This window comes from Methylocystis sp. WRRC1, assembly GCF_020733155.1.
GTDB lineage: Bacteria > Pseudomonadota > Alphaproteobacteria > Rhizobiales > Beijerinckiaceae > Methylocystis.
Genome location: NZ_JAJFZJ010000001.1, coordinates 237,708 through 260,996 on the forward strand (window position 1 = coordinate 237,708; position 23,289 = coordinate 260,996).

Sequence of the window (23,289 nt, forward strand, 5' to 3'; positions counted from 1 at the left end):
CGTTCTCCCGCGGTGGCGAAGCGTCACGAGCGACGCTCCTCCTGTTTGTTCGACTGCTTGACTCGGTACATGGGCATCAAAATTCGAAAGGTCGTGCGTCGGGGAAGGGATTCGCATTCAATAATGCCGCCGTGGTCGTTGACGATCTTCGCAACCAGTGCAAGACCGAGGCCAGTCCCCGAAGACTTCGTTGTGACAAAGGGGTCGAAGAGATGCGCGGCGATGTCGTCGGGCACGCCGGGACCGTTGTCACGCACACAGAATTCCAGCGGCAGGCCAACGGGGCTCTTTTCCCCCATGGCGCGCAGACTCACGCCCGGCCTGAAGGCCGTGGAAAGCTCGATCTCTCCGTCGACCGCGTCTCCAATCGCTTCCGCCGCGTTTTTCACGAGATTGAGAAAGGCCTGCACCAGTTGGTCGCGGTTGGCGTAGACCGGCGGCAGCGAGGGGTCGTAGTTCTCGACGAAACGCACCCGCCGCGCGAAGCCGCTCTGCGCCACCTGCTTCACATGGTCGAGCACGGAATGGATATTTACCTGCTCACGCTTCAGCGGCCGCGCGTCGGAGAAGACCTCCATGCGGTCGACGAGCCGGACGATGCGGTCCGTTTCCTCGCAGATCAGCCGCGTCAGCGCCCGGTCGGCGTCGCCGAGGCCTGGCTCCAGCAATTGTGCGGCGCCACGAATTCCCGACAAAGGGTTCTTGATTTCATGCGCCAGCATCGAGGCGAGCCCCGAAACAGAGCGAACTGCCCCGCGATGACTAAGCTGTCTGTCTATTTTATCGGCAATTGTACGTTCTTGCAGCACGACGAGCACAAGTCCGTCGCCATCCGGCAATGGCGCGCAGTGGACGTCGACGCGGCGTTCGCTGTCCTGACCCGGGCGGCCGACGTCGACCTTGTATTCATTGATCGTCGCGCCGCGCTCGCGCACCTGCTGGATCAGCGTGATCAGCGGCGAGCCGAAGGGCAGCAGCTTGTCGATGTTCTGGCCGATGAGCAGCGGCTTGCCGAGTTCGAAAAAGGCTTCCGCCGCGGCGTTGGCGTCCTCGATCGTCCCATCTCGGGCGACGGTCAGGATCGCGTTCGGCAACGCCTCCAGCACGGCTGCGCGACTGTGTCCGTCGAGCATCTTGAGCGGCGCGATCCCTTTTCGCGTCAGGCCGTCCCCGCCGAAACGATCGGAAATGCTCATGCAGCGGCCTCGCTCTCCTGCGTGGCGAAAATCGCGTCGATCAGACGCCCCGCCTCTTCCGGCGAGTTTGTGGTGACGAGCGCGCGGCGAAGTTGGGAGACCTGCTCGCAGGCGCCGCCGAAAGCTTCGTCGACATAGGCGGCAAGATGCTTGCGCGCGTGGCGCAGGCCGGCCTGCCCCATTTGCGACAGCAACCCTTCGAGATGTTCGCGCGCAATTGCGCCGCGTTCTTTCGATGAAGGCTGCGGACGCAGCCGGCCGGTGGCCAGATAATGCGCGATGTCGCCTACGAGCCACGGACGGCCCTGCGCCGCGCGGCCGACCATCACGGCGTCGGCGCCGGATGCGCGCAGCATCTCCGCGGCGTCCCCGGCGCTCGCGCAATCGCCGTTGGCGACCACCGGGATTTTGACCGCCTGCTTCACGGCGGCGATCGCCGCCCAGTCCGCGCGGCCCGTGTAGAATTGCTGGCGGGTTCTTCCGTGCACCGTGACAAGCGCCGCGCCCTCGCCCTCCGCGCGACGCGCCAGTTCGGGTGCGTTACGCGACGCGTCATCCCATCCAAGGCGCATTTTTATGCTTAACGGAATGCGTATGGCGGCCCTCGCGGCGGCGATCAGGGCCGTGGCCTGATCGAGATCGCGCATCAACGCGGCGCCGGCGAGTCCGCCCGTGACGCGCTTGCAGGGACAGCCCATGTTGATGTCGACCCATTGAGCCCCCGCCGCTTCGGCGTGGCGGGCGGCGGCGGCGATCTCCGTCGCGTCTCGGGCCGCGATCTGAATCACGCGCGGCGCCGAATTTGCATCATCGTTGGAGCCGCTCAACCGCAGCGCCGTCTCCCGATCGCCGCGCGCGACGCCGGCTGCGGTGATCATTTCGCTGATCGTCACGGAAGCGCCATAGCGTTCGGCGATACGGCGCATGGCCGGGTCGGTGACGCCCGCCATCGGCGCCAGAAAGGCGCGGCCGGAGAGTATTACGTCCCCCACGCGGAGCGGCTCCACGCCTATTTTTTCGGCAGTATACATCCTGCCCACACTATAAGCAGCCTTCTTCGCACTTGCAATATCCCACTTCGTCGCGGGAAGGCGCGCATTTGACGCCGGGCCTGAAAACCGACACACAGCGCGGATGCTCGCCAGGACCCGATCTCCATCGATCGCAATTCTCGTCGTAGCCGGCGGACGCGGCTCGCGCGCCGGCGAAGGCTTGCCGAAACAATACAGAACGCTCGCTGGCCGGACGGTGCTTGCACGCACGCTTCGCGCCATGCGAGCCGGCGCGCCGGACGCTTCGCTGAAGGTCGTTATCCACCCCGACGACCGAGAGCTTTACGCGCAATGCGTCGCGGAACTGGACGTCGCCGATCGCGCCGCCCTGTCGGAGGCCGCGCTTGGCGGCGCGACCCGGCAGGAGAGCGTCAGCAACGGGCTGGAGGCGATCGCCCGCGAGGGCGCGCCGGAGATCGTGCTGATTCATGACGCCGCCCGCCCCTTCGCGGACCCTGCCCTCATCGCCCGCGCGATCGAGGCGGCTCGCGCCCATGGCGCGGCCGTGCCGGGCGTGCCGCTCGCCGACACGGTGAAGGAGATCGACGCGAACGGCTTCGTGGTCGCGACGCCCGACCGCGCGAGGCTGCGCGCCGTGCAGACCCCGCAATCCTTCCGTTTCGATCTCATCGTCGCAGCGCATCGGGCCGCCGCGGCCGGCGGGCGGGAATATACCGACGACGCCATGATCGCCGAGGCGGCCGGCCATGCCGTCCATGTCTTTCCGGGCGATGCGGCCAATTTCAAGCTCACTACGCCAGAGGATTTCGCCCGCGCCATGGACCAGCTGAAACAGCCTTCCCTCGCCAGCCTGCCGGACGTCCGGACAGGTCAGGGCTATGACGTCCACGCCTTTGCCGAAGGCGACAAGGTGTGGCTGGGCGGCGTCGCGATTCCACATTCGCACGCCCTCGCCGGCCATTCCGACGCCGACGTTCTGATGCACGCCATCACCGACGCCGTGCTCGGGGCGATTGCGGAGGGCGACATCGGCGCGCATTTCCCGCCTTCCGACCCGCAATGGAAAGGCGCCGCTTCGTCCATCTTCCTCGCCCACGCCTGCAAGCTCGTGCGCGATCGCGGCGGCATGATCGCGCATATCGATGCGACAGTGGTCTGCGAGGCGCCGAAGGTCGGTCCGCACCGCGACGCCATCCGCGAAAGCCTCGCGAGGATAATGGGAATGGACGTCGGCCGGGTGGCGATCAAGGCGACGACGACGGAGAAGCTGGGATTTACAGGGCGTCGCGAGGGCATCGCGGCGCTGGCGATCGCGACGGTGCGGCTGCCGGAGTAGTTTTCGGCAATGGTGGAAGCATTCTTGCCCGTTTGCAGGAGGAAGGCGCCCCGCTCGCGCGGGCGACTCCGATGGAGACGAACGTCCTGACGCCTTCGACGCCAGATTATGAATCGGCTCGTTCCTCAGTTCTTAACGCGCGCGGGCGTCACCGAGAATGGATGTATCGAAATTCCCTTTCCGCGCAATCCCTTGCGCGCCACTCAAATTCCTAACGACGTAAAATCGGTTAACTTTACCCTCTTGCGGCAAAGTTGAAGACAATTGCGCTGATCCCGCGCATGTTTGGCGCAGAAGGGGCGCGAGGCTGACGCGTCGAAATACTTTTGCGGAGAGCGCGGCAATGCAGTCTCGATCGGGCGCGCAGGAGCGTGTGGATTGGGTCGATTACGCCAAGGGCTGGTGCATCATTCTCGTCGTGATGATGCATTCGACCCTCGGCGTCGAGGAATCGCTGGGCCGCGAGAGCTGGCTCAATGATTTCATCGACTGGGCGCGGCCGTTCCGCATGCCCGATTTCTTCCTCGTCGGCGGGCTTTTCCTGTCGCGAACGATCGACAGGCCGTGGGGCGATTACCTCGACCGCAAGGTTCTCCACTTCGTTTATTTCTTCGTGCTGTGGACGCTCATACAGGGCGCGCCCAAGCTCCTTTTCACGGAGGGCGCCGATCCGCTGGCGATCCTCCATGGTCTCGCCTTCGCGATGGTGGAGCCGTTCGGCACCCTGTGGTTCATCTATCTGCTGCCGATCTTCTTCGTCGTCACGAAGGCGCTGCGCCGCGCCGAGGTCGACGTGGTGCTTTTCCTTGCGGCGATGGCTCAGATCGCGGGAATCGAGACGCCCTCGACGGTCGTCGACGAATTCGCGTCCCGCTTTGTCTATTTTTACGGCGGCTACGCCTTTGCGCCCCAGATATTCGCATTTGCGGAGCGGGCGCGCGCAAATGCGCGCAAGACGATCGCAGCGCTGTTCCTCTGGGGCGTCGTGAACGGGCTTGCAGTGCGTTACGGCCTCGCTCCCCTGCCCGGCGTTTCGCTTGTTCTCGGCTTTGTCGGCGCCGCCGCGGTCGTCGCCTTCTCGGCGCTGCTCGCGCAGGCGCGCATCCTTCCCGTTCTGCCGGCGCTCGGCGCGCGCTCCATCGTTGTCTACCTCGCCTTTTTCCTGCCGATGGCGATGACGCGCGTCGCGCTCGTAAAAAGCGGGCTGAACATGGACGCCGGTTTGTTGGCGCTGATCGTGACCGCAAGCGCGATCAGCGTCCCGCTGGCGATGCGCCGTTTCACGCAGGGAACGCGGTTAGGATTTCTGTTCGAACGGCCTGCGTTCTTTCGCCTGCCCCGCGAGCCGCAGAGGCAGCCGCTGTACCTGAAGAGCGGTGACGAAAGCGAGAGGCGCGGCGACGCCTGGCCGTTCCGCCGGGACTGGGAGCACTCGACCCGGTTCTGAAGCGACGCTCGGGCAAGTGCGCCTTGACAAGCGCCGCCGCCCTTTGCCGATAGTGCCGGCGCGCCTTTTGCGCTCCGAGCGCTGAAAAATGATCCGTATCACGCCGACGATATTTCTCGAAGACTCCGAGCTCACGGAGGAATTCCTGCGCGCCTCGGGGCCCGGCGGCCAGAATGTGCAGAAGGTCGAAACGGCGGTGCGCCTGCGTTTCGACGCGCGCCGCTCCCCCAACCTGCCCGAATTCGTGCGCCTGCGGCTTGAGCGCCTCGCGGGAAAGCGGCTCACCAAGGACGGCGTGATCGTGATCGAGGCGCAGCGCTATCGCACGCAGGAGCGCAATCGCGCCGACGCGCTCGAGCGTCTCGTCGATCTGATCCGCGAAGCCGCCGCGCCACCGCCTCCGCCACGGCGGAAGACCAAGCCGACATTGGGCTCGAAGATCCGGCGCCTCGAAGGCAAGAAGCTGCGCGGCGACGTGAAGGCGCTGCGCTCGAAACCGTCGCAGGATTGAGGATTTCCCATGGAAAATATGATTTACGTAAAGGCTAATATGCTTGTCGTAAAAGCTAAAAACGGCCGTTTACGCATCGCGACCGCCGAATCCTGCACCGGCGGACTGGTCGCGGCGGCGATCACCGACGTTCCCGGCGCCTCGGAGGCGTTCGACCGCGGCTTCGTGACCTATTCCAACGCCGCGAAACACGACATGCTGGGTGTTGATGAGCGAATCATCGAGGCGCATGGCGCCGTGAGCGCCGAAACTGCGCGGGCGATGGCTCAGGGCGCGCTGGACCACTCCCTTGCCGACCTTGCGGTGGCGATTACGGGCGTCGCTGGCCCCGGCGGCGGATCAGCGGAAAAGCCGGTCGGGCTCGTGCATTTCGCCTGCGCGCGACGTGGCGAGGGCGTTACGCATGTGGAGCGGCGCTTCGGCCCCCTCTCCCGTCGGGAGATTCGGGACGCAGCGGTCGTTCAGGCGCTGGATTTGCTGATCGAGGCGGCGGCCGACTGATTTACCTCCGGCCGTAGACTTCGTCGGCGCGCTTCGCGAAGGCGTCGGCATATTTCTGAAAGGCCTTGTCGAACATCGCGCCCATGACCAGACCAAGGGCCATGCTCTTGAATTCATAAGCAATAAAGAAATCCACCAGAGAGCGCGGCCTGCCGTCCGGACCCGGAGCCTCCTCCCGGAAGGTCCACCGGTTGTCCAGCTTCCGGAACGGGCCGTCTATATAGTCGACCCTGACTTCGAGCTTGTTTGCGTCGCAGGTCACGCGGCTCGAATACCGCTCGCATATCGCCTTGAAGCCGACCTGCATCTCCGCGACCAGTTCTTCGACGCCCGGCGCCGTCTGCTTGCGACTGCGCACCCGCATGCCTTCACAGAGCGGCACGAACTGCGGATAGGCCTCCACGTTGCAGACCAGTCTGAACATGTCGGCGGCGCTGTGCGCGACGTGGCGGCGGTTTCGAAAGCTCTTCATGAAGCGATGCTCTTAAAGCATTTGGGCGGGCGATGAAAAGCGCGGCGCGGCGAAGCTTGCCGACCGGGGACGGAGCTATAATTTCCAATGGTTGCTGAAAACGCGAACTTAGGTCGCTCCTCACGAATCCGATGGGAGAGAAACATGGCGAACAAGTCCAATTTCACGGCGGATGAATGGAAAAAGATTTTGGAAGCCCCGCTCCTTGCGGGGTTCGCCGTCAGTGCGGGCGATCCGAGCGGGCTCATCGGCACGCTTCAGGAGGGATTGGCCAGCGCCAAGGCGCTCGCGGCCGCCAAGGCCGACCCCGGCGCGGACGAACTCATCAAGGCCGTGGTCGAGGATTTGCTCACGCCAGAAGGGCGCACGGCGGCCAGAGACGGCGTCAAGGAACTCATCCAGGGCGCGCAGCTCGGCGAGATCAAGACGCGAGCGCTGGCCGAACTCGGCCGCACCGCCGCAATCCTGAATTCCAAGACCCCCAACGAGGCCAAGGCTTTCAAGAACTGGCTCAATCACATCGCCAATATGGTGGCCGAGGCGGGCACGGAGGGGGGCTTCCTCGGCTTCGGCGGCGTGAAGGTCACCGACTCCGAACGCGCTACGCTCGCCGAAATCGCTTCGGCCCTCGGCGCGTAGCGACAAAAAATTGGCGGCGCAGTCGAAAAGACGCGCCGCCGGGATGATTGTCAGCTCTTCCCGTCGGCCGCTCCGCCGGCGATGCGAGCAGCTCTCAGGCGAGGTTACCAGAGACCTTCGCGAAGGTGCCCGACAGATTGGTGCCGAGCGCGCGGACGCCAGCAATAATGGCGACGCCGATCAGCGAGGCGATGAGGCCATATTCGATCGCGGTGGCGCCGGACTCGTCGCGGATGAAGGTCTTGAGATACTTCGTCATGGAGCTGCTCCTCTTGCGTGTTTCAAATCAGGCGGGCTGCTTTCCAGAACAGTCGGCCGCTCACCTGCGTGAATGGATACAGCCAAGCTTGCGAAGCATTGGTTAATGCGTGAGCGCGGTTTCCCCGGCTCGACGCAATAACTGTTCCGATTTCGCTTTATGATTTCCGATTGGTTGCCGGGATTGCGTGTGGCTGGAAGCTCGCGGCGCCGGGAGCAAGGGCAAAAGCGCTTTACGCCGGCGTCTTTGCTGACGCCTGCTCCCCCGCCGATCAAACGGCGGATCAGGTCTGACTGGCGCCTTCCGCTGTAGTCCGCGAAGCGCGCAACGCCCGAAGCCGCTCGAAATCCTCGCCCGCGTGATGGGAGGAGCGGGTGAGCGGAGACGCCGCCACATAGGTGAACCCTTTGGCGTAAGCCATTGTTTTATAGGATTCGAACTCGTCAGGCGTCACGAAACTGGCGACCGGATGGTGTTTGCGGGTTGGCTGCAGATATTGACCGAGCGTGATGAAATCGACATCCGCCGAGCGCATGTCGTCCATCACCTGCATGACCTCGTTCCGGGTCTCGCCCAGCCCGAGCATCATGCCTGATTTCGTGAACAGCTGCGGATTGAGCTCCTTGGCCCGCTGGAGGAGGCGCAGCGAGTGAAAGTAGCGCGCCCCCGGGCGCACGGTCACATAGAGCGAGGGCACGGTCTCGAGGTTGTGGTTGAAGACGTCTGGCGCGGCCTCGACAACCTGCTCCAGCGCGCCCGGCTTTCGCAGGAAGTCGGGGGTCAGAACCTCTATCGTCGTTTCCGGACAGGTCTCGCGGATCGCCATGATGGTCCGCGCGAAATGCGCAGCGCCGCCGTCCGGGAGGTCGTCGCGGTCGACCGATGTGACGACCACGTGAGAGAGACCGAGCGCGCGAGTGGCTAGCGCCACCCTGCCCGGCTCGCTGGCGTCCAGCGGCGCCGGCAGGCCGGTCGCGACATTGCAGAAGGCGCAGGCGCGGGTGCAGACCTCGCCCATGATCATGAAAGTGGCGTGCTTCTTTTCCCAGCACTCGCCGATATTCGGACAGGCCGCCTCCTGGCAGACGGTCGCCAGCCCTGAGCCTTTCAGCAGCGCGCTGGTTTCGCCCCAGGCGGCCGAGCCCGGCGCCTTGACCCTTATCCACGGAGGCTTGCGCAAGACCGGCTGGTCTGGCCGGGCGGCCTTCTCGGGGTGGCGCAATTCCGCCGGGGTCTTTCGGCGCGGATCGTTGTTCAGCAGATCTAGGACGGTCACGGCAATCCCCCGTGCACCATAACTTAGGCGCGCGGGCGGTGAACCGCAATGTGATCGTCTTCCTCCGGCCGCGGATGGAGCCGACGCCAAACGTGTGCCATGAGCGCCGCCCCGGCCATGGCCGCCAAAAGCTGCCCCGGGCCGCCACGCGGCTCCTGCCCGAGAAGGTGGGTCGCTTCGGCGCCCAGCCAGGCGCCCCAGACGCCGACCATCGCGATTGTCGCAAGCCAGCAACTGAACGCGCAAGGTCGCGCCATCAACCAGCCGACGATCGAGCCCAGCAGCGCGAGTGCGATGAATTGAACATTCGCGGATATGTTCGTGCCGAACGCCGCGGTGAGGATCGAGTCCATGGCTGCCTCTTAAGACCGACTCCCAAGGCCCTCTCGTCCGCCGGCATGAATGCCGACGGACCATAATGGTTAACGCATGAAGTGTGCGACTGTTCCTGTCTGGCCCAAAAATGTATACAGGAATAATCACCTATTCAGAAGCTGCGGCCGCTTTTGCTTCCAGCTAGCGAGGTCGGCGGTCATTTATTCTCGCTGCTGGGTCATCGCCCGGACGATGCCGGTTCTCGACCAGATGATCGAGCGGGCGCGCCGCGTCCAAACGACGTCGCCATCGCTTTCAGCTGGGGGACATTGCGGCGAGAGGACGCCGTCAACCACCTGTTAAAGCACATGAAGAACTCTAAAAATGCAAAACATGAGATTGTAAATCATTAAAAATCAATATTTTGTAACTTAAGGTTCCAGTTGAACATCAGGAGAGAAGGGCGACTGGGTCAAAGGTGTTCTACGTCGACAACGCCGGGGATCGCGCGCAGGGCGCTCGCCACCTGGGCGTTCACCGGGTAGCTTCCCGGGAGGCGGATCTCGATTTCCTCGGGCGCGACATCTCGCTTGATGAGCAGGGAAACTTCACCTTCGCCCTTTCCAGTAAGCTTGTTTTTAATCCTGTCCAACGGACTTTGATCTCTTACGACGATCCGCAATCCCTTCTGGGCGCGCGCCGCGGCATTGGCCAGAGGCTCGACCGCGACGATCCGGGCGCGCACGTCTTCGCCCTCGACGCTCGCCGAAAGAGTTACCAACACCGCCGCGCCCTTCTCCAGCACGTCGCGATACTGGTTGAGCGCCTCCTGAAAAAGAATGGCTTCATACTGGCCAGTCGTATCCGACAATTGCACGATGCCCATCTTGGAGCCGGACTTCGTCCTGCGCTCCGCGCGATCCAGAACGACCGCCGCGAGCCGCCCCGCGGTCGCCCCGCCCTTCACGTCAGCGACGAATTTGGACCATCGCGATACCCTCAATTTGGGTAGGAGACCGGCATAGGCGTCGAGCGGATGACCGGACAGGAAGAAGCCCGCCGCGTCATACTCCCGCTGCAGCCTCTCGGCCGCATTCCAGGGAGTGACCCTGGGCAGAACCAGATCGTCAGCCTCCGCCTCGCCGAACAACGCGTTCTGTCCGGCCTTGCGATCTTCGGTGTGGCGATTGGCTGCGGCCAGCACCGGTTCGATGGCCGCGAAAGCGGTCGCGCGATCGGGTTGAAGCTCGTCGAAGGCCCCGCAGGCGGCGAGGTTCTCGAGCACCTTCTTGTTCACTTCGCGTGGATTGATCCGGCGGGCGAAGTCCGAGAGACTCTTGAACGGCAGGTCGCCGCGGGCGCGAACGATCGACTCGGCCTGCCCCTCCCCGACGCCCTTGATCGCCGAAAGCGCATATCGGATGGCGAGCTTGCCGTCCGGCCCCGGCGCTACGTCGAAGTCCACCCCCGAACGGCGGATCGAGGGCGGCTCGACGGCGATCCCCAGACGCCGCGCCTCGTCGCGGAACTCGGCCAGCTTGTCGGTCTGGCTCTTGTCGAAAGTCATTGATGCGGCGAGGAATTCCGCCGGGTAATGCGCCTTGAACCAGGCTGTCTGATAGGCGATCAGAGCATAGGCGGCCGCGTGCGACTTGTTGAAGCCATAGTCGGCGAACTTCGCCAGCAGGTCGAAGATGAAGTTGGCGAGATCGGCCTTCACCTCGCGCTCGATCGCGCCCTTCACGAAGCGCTCGCGCTGGGCGTCCATCTCGGCCTTGATCTTCTTGCCCATGGCGCGACGCAGCATGTCGGCCTCGCCCAGCGTATAGCCGGAGAGCACCTGGGCGATCTGCATCACCTGTTCCTGGTAAATGATGACGCCGAAGGTCTCTTTCAGAATGGGCTCGATCTTCGGGTGATAGTAGTCGGCCTCCTCGTCCCCGAGTTTCACCGCGCAATAGGTGGGGATGTTCGCCATCGGGCCCGGCCGGTACAGAGCCACGAGCGCGATGATGTCCTCGAAACGGTCGGCGTGCATTTCGACCAGCGCCTTCCGCATGCCGGCGCTTTCGAGCTGGAACACGCCGACGGTCTCGCCGCGCCCGAGCATGGCGTATGTCTCGGGATCGTCGAGCGGCACCTTGGCGAGATCGAAATCCGGGTCGCGGCGTCGGGCCAGATCGCCCGCCATGGCGAGCACGGTCAGGGTCTTGAGGCCCAGAAAGTCGAATTTGATCAGGCCGGCAGGTTCGACCCACTTCATGTTGAACTGGGTCGCCGGCATGTCGGACTTGGGGTCACGATATAGCGGCGTCACCTCATGGAGCGGCCGGTCGCCGATGACCACGCCGGCGGCGTGAGTGGAGGCGTTTGAGTAAAGGCCCTCGAGCGCTCCCGCGACCTTGAAGAGCCGCGCGACGCGCTCATCCTCTGCGGCGGCCTCGCGCAATTTCTGCTCGCCAGCCAGCGCCTCGGCCAGAGTCACGGGCTTCGCGGGGTTCTGCGGCACGAGCTTGGCAAGCTTGTCCACCTGCCCCAGTGGCATCTCCAGCACGCGGCCGACGCTACGGAGCACCCCGCGCGCAAGGAAGGAGCCGAAGGTGATGATCTGAGCGACCCGGTCCGCGCCGTAACGGTCGCGGACATATTCGATGACTTCCCCGCGCCTCGTCTGGCAGAAGTCGATGTCGAAATCCGGCATCGACACGCGCTCGGGGTTGAGGAAGCGCTCGAAAAACAGGCCGAAACGAAGCGGATCTAGATCCGTGATGGTCAGGGCGTAGGCGACAAGCGAACCTGCGCCGGAGCCGCGCCCCGGCCCCACCGGAATTCCCTTGGATTTCGCATATTTGATAAAATCCGAAACGATCAGGAAGTAGCCAGGAAAGCCCATCTTCTCGATGGTGCTCAACTCGAAGTCGAGTCGGGCGAAATAGTCCTCCCGCGCGTGTCCTTCCGCCGGTCCATGCGCGGCAAGGCGCGCTTCGAGGCCCTCCGTCGCCTGTCGTCGAAGCTCTTCCGCCTCCACCTCGTTGAGCGGCCGGTCATCGGGCGTGTCGCGCATGAAACGCGGCATGATCGGCTTTCGGGTCTTTGGCCGGAAGCTGACGCGGCGGGCTATTTCCACCGTACTGGCGGTCGCTTCCGGGAGGTCGGCGAAGAGCGCCCGCATGTCGGCCCGGGTCTTGAACCAGTGCTCCGGCGACACGCGGCGGCGTTCGCTCACGCTCGTAACCGTGCCCTCGGCGATGCAGAGCAAGGCGTCATGCGCCTCGAAGTCTCCAAGGGAGGCGAAATAAGGCTCATTGGTAGCGACCAGCGGCAGGCCGCGACGATAGGCTATGTCGAGCAGCTGAGGTTCAACTTCAAGCTCAAGTTTAAGTTTATGTCTTTGAATTTCAATATAAAGTCTGTTATTGAACATTCGCTCGAGCACGTCCAGCCGGGCGCGGGCCTGCTCCGGCCGGCCCGCGGCGAAAGCGCGATCGAGCGCGCCGTCGGGTCCGCCGGTGAGCGCGATCAGTTCCTCGGCGTCCGCGGAGAGCGCGGCGAGAGTCACGTGCGGGGCGTCGCCTTGCTCGGTTTCGAGATAGGCGCGCGAGGCGAGCCGCATCAGATTGCGATAGCCGGCCTCAGTCTTGGCGAGGAGCACGAGATTTGCGAGACGCTCATCCTGTCCCGCGAGTCCCCCCGACTTGCCGTCGCCGAAGTCGACGCAAAGCTGCACGCCGGCGATGGGTTGGAGGCCGGCCTTCGCCGCCTTCTCGGAAAACTCCAGCGCGGCGAAAAGGTTGTTCGTGTCAGTGACGGCCAGCGCCGGCTGCTCGTCTCGCACCGCGAGATCTATGAGCTTGCCGATGGATAATGCGCCCTCGCGCAGCGAGAAGGCGGTGTGGACATGGAGATGGACGAAACCGGGGTCGGCTTTGGTCATGTGCGGACTGCCGGGATATTGCGCCTCACGCAGGACGCGCAGACATTTACTCGGATATGTAAGTCTACCGACTGATAATGGCCGCAGGAACAGGCAATTGCGCTTCGTCCACAGCGCAACCGTTGATTAACCAAAAAAGCAAAGCCCGGTGGAGGCGGACCTCACCGGGCTCGGGATATTCGGGGCTGCGTCCCGGACGAACATGCGGCGCAGCCGTGTTCGCGCCGGATTACTCCGCGGAGGTAAAAGTCTTCGTCACCGACTCCATCGGCTTGAAGGCTTCCTTGGCCATGGAGGAGTAGAGTTCGCCGATCTTCGTAGCCTCGGCGACGAAATCCTCATAAGCGCTCTTGGCGAAGTCGGTCTGAAGCTGGAAAGCCTCGTCGATCTTCTTCACAGAGATGAGCTTCTCTGCGAGGAGGCGGCTCTTTTCAAACGACTTCTTTGAGTAATCCGTGGTCTCGGCGGCAATGCTCTGCCAGCCTTTGGTGACCGCCGCGGCGGCTGCGGAAACAGCCTCGAACTGCTCTTTTCCGATCTGCTGCACGCTTTCGAAATTGGCGACCATTGGGCTCGTCCTTCTCTTGGCGGCTGACTCGCAATCGCCGCCCTCCTGGCGGCGCGGCGTGCGCGCCTGCTAACAGATTTCTATATATGCGCTGCACAAAAGTTCGTCAATAAAAATGTTGCGTCGCAAAATCAGCCAAAAAAATTCATGTGCCGCTTAACCGCCGGGTAACCGCGTTCTTCTAGCCTGATCAACTGTGGCGTTTTGGCGACGCTGCCTCCCCGGGCGTTCCGCCAGTTCAAGCGCCAGTAGTTGAGGCGAGTAAAATGTTGAAACCGAGTCTATTGGACCGCCTGGCGCAGCCACGCTCCCTGGCGGCAATCTTCACGGTCATTATGGCCTTCGTGGCGATTTCGGCGATCCCCGCCGAGGCGCGTCGTCATGGCTACCGCCAGCATTACGCCTATCGCCACACCTATCACCATTATTTCGCGCAGCACCGCGGCTATGCGCGTCATGCGCGCAGTTATCGCATCGAGCGGGCGCGGTATTCGGGCGGCGACGGCGGGATTGTCGGCGAGCATCGCGGCTTTGCCGCCATCGTGGTCGATGGCAACAGCGGCAAGACGCTCTATGCGCGCAACGAGCACGAGCTTCGACACCCCGCTTCCGTCACCAAGGTGATGACGCTCTATCTGCTTTTCGAGCAACTCGAGAAAGGCAAGCTGCGTCTCGACTCCCCGCTGATGATCTCCTCCCATGCCGCCGCGCAGGCGCCGTCGAAACTCGGCCTGCGGCCCGGCGAGACGATCAGCGTCGAAAACGCCATCAAGGCCGTGGTCACCAAATCCGCCAACGACATCGCCTGCGCGATCGCGGAAAACATCGGCGGCGACGAGCACACATTCGCGCAGATGATGACGCGCAAGGCTCATGCTCTCGGAATGCGCAACACGCATTACGAAAACGCGTCGGGCCTGCCCGATCCCGGCCAGATCACGACCGCTTATGACCTCGCGGTGCTCGGCCGCGCCATTCAGGATCGCTTCCCGCGCTATTACCGCTATTTCTCGACGCACAGCTTCGCCTACAATGGCGCGCTGCACCGCAACCACAACCATCTCCTCGGTCAGGTCGAGGGCATGGACGGCATCAAGACCGGCTATACGCGCGCCTCCGGCTTCAACCTGCTGACATCGGTCCGTCGCGGCAATCATCACATCGTCGCCGTCGTCATGGGCGGCGCCACCGCCGGCGGTCGCGACCGGATCATGGCGGGGCTGATCGAGGACAATATCGGCGGCGGAGCGTCGATCCGCACCGCGGCGGCAATCACCGAGGACTCCGCCGCAGAGCAAGTCGCGGAAGAGTCGCCGGTTGAACGCGTCCAGGAGCGCCAGCCCGAGCGTTTCGCCGAGCGCGAGGTAGAACGCCCGGTCGATCGTCAGGTTGAGCGCGTCGCTTATGCGGAAGAGCCGTCGGTCGAGTCCGACGAGGTCGCGTCCATCCCGGAGCCCCGCGTCCTGCGTCGTCCGGCCGCGCCCGCCCCAGTCGCCCAGATCGTTCCGCCCGCTCCGATCCCCGGCCGTGAGAAGGCCGAGAAGATCGAGAAGGCCGAAAAGCCCGCCCAGGTTCGCCCGGCCTTCGTCTCCGGCGTGCAGAAGCGCGTCGCGGAGGAAAGCCCGGACAAGAAAAAGAGCGCCAAAAACCGGGCCAAGAATGACATAGCCGCCATCATCGACGGCTCCACGACGAGCCGCGTCGCCAGGTCCCGCGAGGTCACGGTCGCGACGACGACGCCCTCCGCGATCCGTTCCACCAACTCCCAGGTCGCCAAGGCCGATCCGGCGCGGCCGTCCCGCCCCGGCTGGATGATCCAGATCGGCGCGGCCGAGAATCCGGACAAAGCCAATCAGCTCCTGTCGCGCGCTCGCAGCCAGTTGCAGGGCTTCCCGGTCAACGCCCGGGCATTCACGGAAAAGGTGCAGAAGGGCAATGAGACGCTCTATCGCGCACGCTTCGCCGGTCTTGAGGAACAGAGCGCCGAATCCGCCTGTAAGGCGCTGAAACGCTCCGGCTTCTCCTGCTTCACCACCAAGAACTAAGAGGGGCGCGCCGCTATGTCCGCCACCTGGGATCAGAACTTCGGCTCTGGTCGGCGCCCCTCAATGATGTCGCCGCATCAGGACATCCTTGGCTTCATTCACCCGGGCCGCCAGAGCCGTCGTCCCGCCAAGGTCTGGATGAAATTTCTTCATCAGATCGCGGTGCGCCCGCGCGATTTCGTCGGCCGCCGCGCCTTTTTTCAGCCCGAGGATTTCATAGGCTTCGTCCTCGGAAATCGTGCCCGCTCGGCGAGCGCGCGCCTCGCCCGCGCCGAAGCCCCCCGCGTCCTGGTTCGCATCGCCTGCCGCACGCCATCCGGGAAAGCGGCGATCCAGATACGCCTCTAGCAGGCGCGCTCCGTCGGGATCGTCCCGCTGGCAGGTCGCGTAAAGTTCGAGGAGCGCGGGACGGGCGAGAGAAGAAAGACGTTTCCCCTCATCCTTTCCCGCAAGGATGACTCCGCTGATCGCGCCGGTGGAGTGATCGAGCTCCATCTCGATCATCGCGGAACGGACGCGGGATACGCCGGCGCCCCCTGCCCCAGCGTTACGCAATCCCCGGGGGACCGAAAAACCCATCAGCCAGAAGCCGAACCCTCCGAGCGCCAGCCCGAGGTCGAGCCGTCCGCGCAGCAGTAGCAGCCCGCCGAGCGCCATGAGCGCGAAGCCGCCGCCCCGCCGGATGATCTGCGCCAGCGCCGCGGGCGAGGCTTTGGTGTAGGCCTTCAACGCGACCAGCGTAAGAACGAGCGCGAAAAATCCGAGAAGGACAGGCATGGCTTATCTTGCCCCCATCTGCGACAGAAGCAGGCGCGCGGCTCCCTCGCCCCGCTCCGCCCGACGCTCCAGCGCCAACATCCCGCCGACGGCGTAGGCTGCCGCCGCGCCTAGCAGTTCCGCGAGGCGACGCGGGGCCGACGAGTCGAAGGCCACATGGGCGCCGCCAGTGAGGCGAGCGATTTCGCGATAGGCGCGCTGCGTCTCCAGGTCGGCCCCCTCCTGAAACATGAAGGCTTTGAGCCCCAGCAATCCGAGTTCTCCGGCGGTCGACGCGAGAGCGTCGGGGTTTTCCTCCATCGCGTCGCCGATATAGACCAGAGCGCCCACGCGCTGTGCGCGGGTTTCATCGAGCGCATGGCTCAGCACCCTGCCGATCTGGGTCTTGCCGCCGCGACAGGAAATCTTCGCCATCAGGGCGCCAAGCCCCTCGCCGCCCGAGACGAAACGTGAAGCGCGGCATTCTCCGAACCCTCGAAAATAAACCAGCTGAACATCCAGTCCGCCCTGCGCGGCGGTCGTGCGGAACATTTCGCCCTGTATCGACTGCGCCAGATCCCAGGTAGGCTGTCGGCTCATCGTGGCGTCGAGCGCGAAAATCAGGCGTCCCCGCGAGGCGCGCGAGTCCGTGACGCTTCTCGCCTTTTCGAGAAATGCGTCGATCGCACTATTCTGTGCGGGTCGCGTCGCCGGCGTCTTGTTCAGGTCATCGCCCACGGCAGTTCACGTCGCTTGATGGTAACGCTATATAAAATCGGGCGTCGCCTCTTGCAAAACAAGTGGCCGCAGAGGGGGCGAAGCGGCTTGCGCGCGCCCACGCCGAAGATTGCTCGCCTGGCTTTCGCGAAAACGGCGAGCGACGCAGCCGACGAGGCGTCAAGTGATCCGCAACGAGCTTCCTCCCACGCCCATCGCCGCCTTGCCGGCGCAAGACAGCGAAAATGTGCAAAGTCTCATGCGCCGATTCGCGGAAGAGCTGGCCGCGGCCGGCTTGCGTATCGCGGGGGTGACGCAGACGCGCGTCGCCGACCCGGATGGAAAGACGCGCATCATGCTGCGCGATCTGTCCTGCGGCGCGCATTATCCGATCTCGCAGGATCTCGGCCGCGGCTCGGTCGCCTGCAATCTCGACACGGGCGAACTCGCCATGGCCTGCGCCGCCGTGGAGCGCGCCGCGCGCGCCGGCGCCGACCTGATCGTGATCAGCAAATTCGCAAAGCAGGAGGCGAGCCGCGGCGGCCTTTGCGACGCCTTCCGCGCCGCCATGACCGCGCGCATTCCGGTGATCGCGGCGGTGTCGCCGCATTTCCGTGAGGAGTGGAGCGTCTTTGCGGGTCCGCTGGCCGAGGATGTCGCGCCGGATCGCGAGGCTCTTTCCCGGTGGTGGACGCGGGTGAGAAATCCGAATTGAAACGACGAGCACGACGACGCAATCTGTGACATGTTTGATGTCGCGAGGGGCACGCTCAAGCGCGATAGCGGATGCGCCGCCGGGTCTGACCGACGTGGCGAGGCGGGCTTTGGAAGCGAGGGGGGAAACGCGGATGAGACGATACAAGTCGCTACTGATGGCCATCGGCGCAATTCTGGCTTCGGCCGTTCTGCCTTGCGCGGGACAGGCGGAAGAGGCGTCCGGACGAAGCGCCAATGTGTATGGCTACAACAATTTTGATCCATACACGCCAATATTCACCAGATTCCAGGTCAAGGACGTGATGACGAGCGATAGCCGGTTCACATACCTGCTCCTCGCCGACGCAATAAACTACGAACCGCTTCTGGTGGCGCGCGGAACCCAGGTGCATATGGGCTTCTGGTCCGGCTGGGGCAATCACGGGAGCCTTGTGCGGCTTCTGGACAATATCAATGAGGGCCAGAACCCCGGTTACGACAGAAAGAAATGCAGCTCGGACTCGACCGAGCGAAATTGCGCCATCTGGGACGAGGGGCAGACCACATCCTTGCAATATCCGTCTTATGTGAGGATGTTGGTGGAGCACTGGTATGACCGCGGCAATGCAGGACCAAGCGCCTGGACCGTGCCAATTTATGGGCGAATTTACAGAAACATAAATCCGCTGACCTTCGAGCAGGCCGATGTCATTTGGGGCAAATATTCGCAACGATATGCGGACATGGCGCAGGAATTCTATCTTAGAACCGGCAAACCTGTGAAAGTCTGGTGTTTTGTCGAAGGCGCCCGGAAGAACCGCATTTTCTACGCTTACGAATATCCTGAGCTGCAAAGACTCGAACGCGCCGGCGTCGTGCGGGTCTATTGCGCGAAGAATCAAAACGCGAAATGGACGAATCCGAACGATTGGACCGTCGGGTTGGGCTCCGCCAGTTGCAACAAGGACACTGCGCCTGTCGCGCCGCGCGTTCCCGGCGAAACCGTCAACGTGAGCAACAGAAAGTAAGATCGGTCGCCGGGTCAGGGCACTGCGGAGGATCGGGTTTCTTCGCCGCCGCCTAAAGGAGACGCCGCGTCATTCGACGAGGCGTCTCCATTTGTAACGGAAACCAATAAAAGTTTGCGCCGCCCCCCGTCACCGGACTGGCGGCGCATACATCAGCCCGCCGTTGCTCCACAGGGCGTTGATCCGCCGGTCCATCGCCATCGGGGTCGCCGGCCCCAGATTGCGATCGAACATGTCGCCGTAATTGCCGATGTGCTTGATGATCCGAAAGGCCCAGTTCTTCGCTAGACCGAGACCCGCCCCGAGATCTCCGTCCACCCCCACCAGCCGGCGAATGTCGGGATTTTCCGACTTCAGCGCGAGATCGGCGTTGAGGATCGAAACCTGGAGCTCCTCCGCGTTGATCATGGCGTAGAGCGTCCAGCGCACGATGTTGAGCCATTGGTCGTCGCCTTGCCGCACGACAGGCCCGCGCGGCGCCTTCGACAGCATGTCCGGCAGGACGGCGTGGTCGGCCGGCGAGGCGAATTTCGCGCGCGCCGCATAGAGCATGGAGGCGTCGGCCGTCAGCGCGTCGCACTTCCCGGCCTCATAGCCGGCGGCCGCCTCCTCGAAGGTCTCGAAGGCGCGCGGCTCATAGGGAGCCCTGCGCGCATTGAAGAAATCGGCCAGCGTCAGCTCATAGGACGTGCCGCGCTGCACGCAGACCGAGACGCCCGATAGGTCCCGCGCCGAGGCGAAGCTGCGCTGCCGCCGCACCAGAAAGGTCTGGCCGTCATATAATGAGACGCCCGCATAGATGATGCGCTGGCCGGTGTCTCGCGACTGCGTCCAGGGCGCGCCGCTGGCAAGAAGATCAACCCAATTGCCCTGTAACGACGCCGCGCGCTCCTTCGCCGGGAGCGCCGAATACATCACTTTTGTCGGATCGTCGAAAATCGCCGAGGCAAGGGCGCGGCAAATATCGACGTCGAAACCGCGCCATTCGTTTCCGTCGAGCGGCTCGGCGAAGCCGTCCGCTTCGGTCATGCCGCAGATGACAAAGCCGCGTTTGAGGATTTCACTGAGCGTCGGACCAATGTCGATTTGCGCCTCCGCGTCCTGCGCGGCGGCCAGCGCGCACATAACCGCCAGAGCGACGGCGAGGAAAAAGCGTCGGGCGATCATGGACGGGCTCGGATTCGGTTGGTCGGTATATTAGTTTGGCGCCGGCCCGGCGCAAGCTGGGGGCCCATGGGCGCGCCGGGGAATAGCATGAGCACTGATAATCGGAAAAAGCGGCGGAAAATGCGCATGGACACATTGGTGACCCAGGCCGGCCGCGCGCCATTAGATCATTTCGGCTTCGTCAATCCGCCGATCTATCGTGGCTCCACGGTGCTTTTCCCCACGCTCGCCGATCTCGAAGCGCTGCGGCAGCCCTACACCTACGGCACCAAGGGCACGCCAACGACGCGCGCGCTGGAGGACGCCTGGAGCGAAATCGCCGGCGCTGCGGACACAGTGCTGGTCCCCTCCGGCCTTGCGGCCATCGCCCTCGCCTTGCTCACTGCGACGCACGCCGGCGCCCATGTGCTTGTCGTCGATTCGGCCTATCAGCCGACACGGAGTTTCTGTGACGGTTTTCTGAAGCGCTTCGGGGTAACGACGGAATATTACGATCCGCGGATCGGCGCCGAAATCGCCGCGCTGATAAGGCCCGAGACGACGGCGGTGCTGCTCGAATCGCCCGGCTCGCAGAGCATGGAGATACAGGACGTTCCCGCCATCGCCGCGGCGGCGCGGGAGAGAGGCGCTTGCGTCATCATCGACAATACCTGGGCGACGCCGCTTTACTTCCCGCCGCACGAGCGCGGCTGCGATCTCGCAATCGAGGCCGGAACCAAATATCTCTCCGGTCATTCAGACTTGCTGCTCGGCCTCGTTTCCGCAAATGCCAGATGGGCGAAGCGTCTGCGCGCGACCTTCAACATGTTCGCAATGGGCGCCGGGCCCGACGACGCCTCGCTCGCTTTGCGCGGTTTGCGCACCATGGCGCTGCGCTTGCGCGAACAGGAGCGCGCGGCGCTCGAAATCGCCCGCTGGCTTTCGGCGCGTCCGGAGGTGTCCCGCGTGCTGCATCCCGCCCTGCCCGACCATCCCGGCCACGCCCTCTGGAAGCGCGACTTCTCCGGCGCCTCGGGCGTGTTTTCGGTGATTCTGAAACCTGTGTCGAAACAGGCCGTCGCCGCCTTTGTCGACGGACTCGAGCTCTTCGGAATCGGCTTTTCCTGGGGCGGCTACGAGAGCCTCGTGATCCCCTTCGACTGCTCGTCCTATCGCACGGCGACCCGCTGGGTTGCGGAAGGCCCCGCCCTGCGTTTTTCGATCGGGCTGGAGGATGTCGCGGATCTCCAGGAGGATCTGGAAGCGGGCTTTGCGCGCCTAACCGCCTAAGCCTTCAGCGCCGCGCCGAAAGCCAGGATGATCTCGCGCAATTGCAGCTCGTCCACCTGTTCGGCGGCGATCCTGTAGGGAAACCAGTGCGTGACGCGCTGGCCCTTTTCCGGCCATTTCTTGCGCTGACGCTCGACACGCAGGGAAAACACCTCCACGCGACAGGTGACGGAAGCGCCGCCTTTCATGCGCTTGTCATACTCGTAGTCGCCGAGCTTGGTCTTCTCGATCTTGCCGTGCAAACCCGCTTCCTGTGTCGCCTCGATGGCGGCGGCGATATGAGGCTTGCGGCCCTTCATCGGCCAGCCCTTGGGGATCACCCAGCGCTTTGTGTCGCGCGAGGTTGCGAGAAGGATCTCGACGCCCTCCTCCTCGCTGATGCGCCATGGAAGGGCCGCATATTGAACCCTGGTCGCGGCGCCGTCTGCTTTCTTCCTGGCCTTCGGCGCCTTTTTGGCAGCCTTCATCCGGCTAGCCTCGCCAAAGTGTAAAACATTGCCGCGATGAAGGCCGCCATCGGCATGGTGATGATCCATGCGACGACAATATCCTTGGCGATGTTCCAGCGAACGGCCGACGCCCGTCTTGCGGCCCCGACGCCGACTATGGCGCCGGTGATCGTGTGCGTCGTCGAAACCGGAATGCCGAAACCCGTAGCCAGAAACAGGGTGATCGCCCCGCCCGTCTCGGCGCAGAAGCCCTGCATGGGTGTGAGTCGCGTGATCTTCGAGCCCATGGTGTGGACGATCCGCCAGCCGCCGAAGAGCGTGCCGAGGCCCATCGCGGCCTGACAGGTCAGCACCACCCAGAAGGGCACATGAAACTCGCCGCCATAAACGCCATGCGAGTAAAGCAGCACCGCAATGATGCCCATCGTCTTCTGCGCATCATTGCCGCCATGGCCGAGGGAGTAAAGCGAAGCAGAAACAAATTGCAATGTGCGGAAAAGCCTGTCGACCGCGGCAGGACTCCTGCGCACGAAAATCCACGACACGGCCAGCACCAGCATGAGCGCCAGCACGAAACCCAGCGCCGGGGAGAGCACAATTGCGGAGCCGGTCTTCAGCAGGCCGCTCCAGACGATGGCTCCGGTTCCGATCTTGGCCACGCCGGCGCCGACGAGGCCGCCGACAAGCGCATGCGAACTCGACGACGGAATGCCCAGCGCCCAGGTGACGAGATTCCAGACGATGGCGCCCATCAGCGCGCCGAAGATCACTTTGTCGTCAATGATTTCCGGCGAGATGATGCCGGTGCCGATGGTCTGCGCAACATGCAGGCCAAAGAAAAGGAAGGCGATGAAATTGAACGCCGCCGCCCAGAAGACCGCATATTGCGGGCGCAGCACGCGCGTCGATACGATCGTGGCGATGGAGTTGGCGGCGTCGTGCAGACCATTGAGGAAGTCGAAAGCCAGCGCCACGGCGATGAGGCCATAAAGAAGGAACGCGGAATCGGCCACGCGTATCCCCTCAGTTGTGCTCGATGACGATGCCCGTCACCCGATTCGCCACATCCTCGAAACCATCGACGACCTTCTCCAGATGGCCGTAGATCTCGGCTCCGACCACGAAAGCCATCGGATCACTGTGGCGATGCGCGCGGAACAGCTCCTTCAGCCCCTGGTCGTGGATCCCGTCGGCCTCTTCCTCGATGCGGGAGATTTCCTCGCTGAAGCTGTTCAGTTTGCCGGCGTTCTGATGCATCGCGCGCAGCAGCGGAATCGCCGCGCGGGTCAGATCCGCGGCCTGCACGATGATGTCCCCCATCCGACGCATTTGCGGATCGAACTCCCGCGTCTCATAGAGAAGCGTCGCCTTGGCTGTCTGATGCATCTGATCGATCGTATCGTCCATCGCGGTGATCAGATCACGGATGTCGCTGCGGTCGAATGGCGTGATGAAGGTGCGCCGCACGGCGAGCAGCGTGTCGCGCGTGATCGCGTCCGCCTCGTGCTCCTGACGGCGAATTTCCTGGCTGCATGGAAAGACGTTGTCACCGCCCTCCAGAAGCGTCCGCAACCCCTTCGATCCCGCGACAAGCGTCTCCGCGTGCTTCTCGAAGAGGTCGAAGAAACGCTCCTCTCTGGGCATGAGCGCCTGAAACCAAGACAGCATCTTCGCCTCCGCCGGTTCGCCGCTGTC

The 23,289-nt window shown here is 63.7% G+C and carries 23 protein-coding genes; 9 read left to right on the forward strand and 14 right to left on the reverse strand.

The features are described from left to right. Positions 1 to 23: 23 nt before the first annotated feature. Together LG047_RS01160 and dusB are read right to left on the reverse strand one after the other, a co-directional pair. A complete protein-coding gene (locus tag LG047_RS01160) occupies positions 24 to 1,196 on the reverse strand; it encodes a nitrogen regulation protein NR(II) (protein ID WP_227964669.1) in 1,173 nt (390 codons plus the stop codon). Next, positions 1,193 to 2,188 (reverse strand): tRNA dihydrouridine synthase DusB, encoded by a 996-nt coding sequence (gene dusB / locus LG047_RS01165; RefSeq protein ID WP_227964670.1) that lies wholly within the window; start codon positions 2,186 to 2,188, stop codon positions 1,193 to 1,195. The genes LG047_RS01160 and dusB overlap by 4 nt, the downstream gene beginning before the upstream one ends. Before the next feature lie 142 nt (positions 2,189 to 2,330). Here dusB and LG047_RS01170 point away from each other — a divergent pair, with 142 nt between their 5' ends. The 4 genes from LG047_RS01170 (at position 2,331) to LG047_RS01185 (ending at position 6,004) form a co-directional block, all read left to right on the forward strand. Further along, complete coding sequence (locus LG047_RS01170) at positions 2,331 to 3,545, forward strand: bifunctional 2-C-methyl-D-erythritol 4-phosphate cytidylyltransferase/2-C-methyl-D-erythritol 2,4-cyclodiphosphate synthase (protein ID WP_227964673.1); 1,215 nt, start codon at positions 2,331 to 2,333, stop codon at positions 3,543 to 3,545. Between the two features lie 343 nt (positions 3,546 to 3,888). Continuing rightward, positions 3,889 to 4,992, forward strand: a complete 1,104-nt coding sequence (locus LG047_RS01175) for an acyltransferase family protein (RefSeq protein WP_227964675.1) — start codon at positions 3,889 to 3,891, stop codon at positions 4,990 to 4,992. Positions 4,993 to 5,080: 88 nt separating this feature from the next. Further along, positions 5,081 to 5,503 (forward strand): alternative ribosome rescue aminoacyl-tRNA hydrolase ArfB, encoded by a 423-nt coding sequence (arfB, locus tag LG047_RS01180; protein ID WP_227964678.1) that lies wholly within the window; start codon positions 5,081 to 5,083, stop codon positions 5,501 to 5,503. 9 nt (positions 5,504 to 5,512) lie between these two features. After that, positions 5,513 to 6,004, forward strand: a complete 492-nt coding sequence (locus LG047_RS01185) for a CinA family protein (protein WP_227964681.1) — start codon at positions 5,513 to 5,515, stop codon at positions 6,002 to 6,004. A gap of 1 nt (position 6,005) precedes the next feature. Here LG047_RS01185 and LG047_RS01190 read toward each other — a convergent pair whose 3' ends face one another. Beyond that, positions 6,006 to 6,476: a ubiquinone-binding protein gene (locus LG047_RS01190; RefSeq protein WP_036281334.1), complete on the reverse strand. Its 471-nt coding sequence runs from the start codon at positions 6,474 to 6,476 to the stop codon at positions 6,006 to 6,008. Between the two features lie 144 nt (positions 6,477 to 6,620). Between LG047_RS01190 and LG047_RS01195 the strand changes: the two genes are divergently transcribed. Beyond that, a complete protein-coding gene (locus LG047_RS01195; RefSeq protein WP_227964684.1) occupies positions 6,621 to 7,115 on the forward strand; it encodes a hypothetical protein in 495 nt (164 codons plus the stop codon). Positions 7,116 to 7,209: 94 nt separating this feature from the next. Here the strand turns inward: LG047_RS01195 and LG047_RS01200 are convergent, their stop codons facing one another. The 5 genes from LG047_RS01200 to LG047_RS01220 form a co-directional block, all read right to left on the reverse strand. Next, positions 7,210 to 7,374 (reverse strand): Flp family type IVb pilin, encoded by a 165-nt coding sequence (locus tag LG047_RS01200; RefSeq protein WP_084678912.1) that lies wholly within the window; start codon positions 7,372 to 7,374, stop codon positions 7,210 to 7,212. Between the two features lie 283 nt (positions 7,375 to 7,657). Then, positions 7,658 to 8,650, reverse strand: coding sequence for a lipoyl synthase (gene lipA, locus LG047_RS01205; RefSeq protein ID WP_227964688.1), 993 nt, complete (start codon positions 8,648 to 8,650; stop codon positions 7,658 to 7,660). 23 nt (positions 8,651 to 8,673) lie between these two features. Then, positions 8,674 to 9,003 (reverse strand): hypothetical protein, encoded by a 330-nt coding sequence (locus LG047_RS01210; RefSeq protein WP_036281339.1) that lies wholly within the window; start codon positions 9,001 to 9,003, stop codon positions 8,674 to 8,676. A 434-nt stretch (positions 9,004 to 9,437) separates the two neighbouring features. Further along, on the reverse strand, positions 9,438 to 12,899 hold the full coding sequence (gene dnaE, locus LG047_RS01215) for a DNA polymerase III subunit alpha (RefSeq protein WP_227964691.1): 3,462 nt from the start codon (positions 12,897 to 12,899) through the stop codon (positions 9,438 to 9,440). A 229-nt stretch (positions 12,900 to 13,128) separates the two neighbouring features. Beyond that, the gene (locus tag LG047_RS01220) at positions 13,129 to 13,467 is read right to left on the reverse strand and encodes a phasin family protein (protein WP_036281340.1); all 339 of its coding nucleotides are present in this window, start codon (positions 13,465 to 13,467) and stop codon (positions 13,129 to 13,131) included. A gap of 266 nt (positions 13,468 to 13,733) precedes the next feature. On the opposite strand from LG047_RS01220, the gene LG047_RS01225 reads away from it, so the two are divergent. Further along, positions 13,734 to 15,512 carry a serine hydrolase gene (locus tag LG047_RS01225; protein ID WP_227964694.1) on the forward strand — a complete coding sequence of 593 codons (1,779 nt, stop codon included), beginning with the start codon at positions 13,734 to 13,736 and terminating at the stop codon, positions 15,510 to 15,512. 60 nt (positions 15,513 to 15,572) lie between these two features. On the opposite strand, the gene LG047_RS01230 is transcribed toward LG047_RS01225, so the two are convergent. Then, complete coding sequence (locus tag LG047_RS01230) at positions 15,573 to 16,289, reverse strand: DnaJ domain-containing protein (RefSeq protein WP_227964696.1); 717 nt, start codon at positions 16,287 to 16,289, stop codon at positions 15,573 to 15,575. Between the two features lie 3 nt (positions 16,290 to 16,292). Further along, positions 16,293 to 17,006 carry a VWA domain-containing protein gene (locus tag LG047_RS01235; RefSeq protein WP_227964698.1) on the reverse strand — a complete coding sequence of 238 codons (714 nt, stop codon included), beginning with the start codon at positions 17,004 to 17,006 and terminating at the stop codon, positions 16,293 to 16,295. 163 nt (positions 17,007 to 17,169) lie between these two features. Here LG047_RS01235 and LG047_RS01240 point away from each other — a divergent pair, with 163 nt between their 5' ends. Continuing rightward, the gene (locus LG047_RS01240; RefSeq protein WP_227964701.1) at positions 17,170 to 17,700 is read left to right on the forward strand and encodes a DUF2478 domain-containing protein; all 531 of its coding nucleotides are present in this window, start codon (positions 17,170 to 17,172) and stop codon (positions 17,698 to 17,700) included. Between the two features lie 133 nt (positions 17,701 to 17,833). After that, positions 17,834 to 18,709: a hypothetical protein gene (locus LG047_RS01245; RefSeq protein ID WP_227964704.1), complete on the forward strand. Its 876-nt coding sequence runs from the start codon at positions 17,834 to 17,836 to the stop codon at positions 18,707 to 18,709. Positions 18,710 to 18,838: 129 nt separating this feature from the next. On the opposite strand, the gene LG047_RS01250 is transcribed toward LG047_RS01245, so the two are convergent. Next, complete coding sequence (locus LG047_RS01250) at positions 18,839 to 19,876, reverse strand: transporter substrate-binding domain-containing protein (RefSeq protein WP_227964707.1); 1,038 nt, start codon at positions 19,874 to 19,876, stop codon at positions 18,839 to 18,841. Between the two features lie 87 nt (positions 19,877 to 19,963). Here LG047_RS01250 and metC point away from each other — a divergent pair, with 87 nt between their 5' ends. Beyond that, entirely contained in the window at positions 19,964 to 21,145 is a 1,182-nt protein-coding gene (gene metC / locus LG047_RS01255; protein WP_370634961.1) for a cystathionine beta-lyase, read from the forward strand. Here metC and LG047_RS01260 read toward each other — a convergent pair. The 3 genes from LG047_RS01260 to LG047_RS01270 are packed head-to-tail and all read right to left on the reverse strand — an operon-like array spanning position 21,142 to position 23,262. Continuing rightward, positions 21,142 to 21,612: an NUDIX hydrolase gene (locus LG047_RS01260; protein WP_036281347.1), complete on the reverse strand. Its 471-nt coding sequence runs from the start codon at positions 21,610 to 21,612 to the stop codon at positions 21,142 to 21,144. The two genes, metC and LG047_RS01260, sit on opposite strands and share 4 nt — an antisense overlap. After that, complete coding sequence (locus tag LG047_RS01265; protein ID WP_036281348.1) at positions 21,609 to 22,607, reverse strand: inorganic phosphate transporter; 999 nt, start codon at positions 22,605 to 22,607, stop codon at positions 21,609 to 21,611. The genes LG047_RS01260 and LG047_RS01265 overlap by 4 nt, the downstream gene beginning before the upstream one ends. A gap of 10 nt (positions 22,608 to 22,617) precedes the next feature. Beyond that, on the reverse strand, positions 22,618 to 23,262 hold the full coding sequence (locus tag LG047_RS01270) for a DUF47 domain-containing protein (protein WP_036281349.1): 645 nt from the start codon (positions 23,260 to 23,262) through the stop codon (positions 22,618 to 22,620). Positions 23,263 to 23,289: the final 27 nt, after the last annotated feature.

Excerpts from the sequence above, each read along its gene's own strand:
- LG047_RS01160 (WP_227964669.1), bottom strand. The coding sequence starts at position 1,196 with ATGAGCATTTCCGATCGTTTCGGCGGGGACGGCCTGACGCGAAAAGGG.
- LG047_RS01170 (WP_227964673.1), top strand. The coding sequence starts at position 2,331 with ATGCTCGCCAGGACCCGATCTCCATCGATCGCAATTCTCGTCGTAGCC.
- LG047_RS01175 (WP_227964675.1), top strand. The coding sequence starts at position 3,889 with ATGCAGTCTCGATCGGGCGCGCAGGAGCGTGTGGATTGGGTCGATTAC.
- arfB (WP_227964678.1), top strand. The coding sequence starts at position 5,081 with ATGATCCGTATCACGCCGACGATATTTCTCGAAGACTCCGAGCTCACG.
- LG047_RS01185 (WP_227964681.1), top strand. The coding sequence starts at position 5,513 with ATGGAAAATATGATTTACGTAAAGGCTAATATGCTTGTCGTAAAAGCT.
- LG047_RS01190 (WP_036281334.1), bottom strand. The coding sequence starts at position 6,476 with ATGAAGAGCTTTCGAAACCGCCGCCACGTCGCGCACAGCGCCGCCGAC.
- LG047_RS01195 (WP_227964684.1), top strand. The coding sequence starts at position 6,621 with ATGGCGAACAAGTCCAATTTCACGGCGGATGAATGGAAAAAGATTTTG.
- LG047_RS01200 (WP_084678912.1), bottom strand. The coding sequence starts at position 7,374 with ATGACGAAGTATCTCAAGACCTTCATCCGCGACGAGTCCGGCGCCACC.
- LG047_RS01210 (WP_036281339.1), bottom strand. The coding sequence starts at position 9,003 with ATGGACTCGATCCTCACCGCGGCGTTCGGCACGAACATATCCGCGAAT.
- dnaE (WP_227964691.1), bottom strand. The coding sequence starts at position 12,899 with ATGACCAAAGCCGACCCCGGTTTCGTCCATCTCCATGTCCACACCGCC.
- LG047_RS01220 (WP_036281340.1), bottom strand. The coding sequence starts at position 13,467 with ATGGTCGCCAATTTCGAAAGCGTGCAGCAGATCGGAAAAGAGCAGTTC.
- LG047_RS01225 (WP_227964694.1), top strand. The coding sequence starts at position 13,734 with ATGTTGAAACCGAGTCTATTGGACCGCCTGGCGCAGCCACGCTCCCTG.
- LG047_RS01230 (WP_227964696.1), bottom strand. The coding sequence starts at position 16,289 with ATGCCTGTCCTTCTCGGATTTTTCGCGCTCGTTCTTACGCTGGTCGCG.
- LG047_RS01245 (WP_227964704.1), top strand. The coding sequence starts at position 17,834 with ATGAGACGATACAAGTCGCTACTGATGGCCATCGGCGCAATTCTGGCT.
- LG047_RS01250 (WP_227964707.1), bottom strand. The coding sequence starts at position 19,876 with ATGATCGCCCGACGCTTTTTCCTCGCCGTCGCTCTGGCGGTTATGTGC.
- metC (WP_370634961.1), top strand. The coding sequence starts at position 19,964 with ATGAGCACTGATAATCGGAAAAAGCGGCGGAAAATGCGCATGGACACA.
- LG047_RS01260 (WP_036281347.1), bottom strand. The coding sequence starts at position 21,612 with ATGAAGGCTGCCAAAAAGGCGCCGAAGGCCAGGAAGAAAGCAGACGGC.
- LG047_RS01270 (WP_036281349.1), bottom strand. The coding sequence starts at position 23,262 with ATGCTGTCTTGGTTTCAGGCGCTCATGCCCAGAGAGGAGCGTTTCTTC.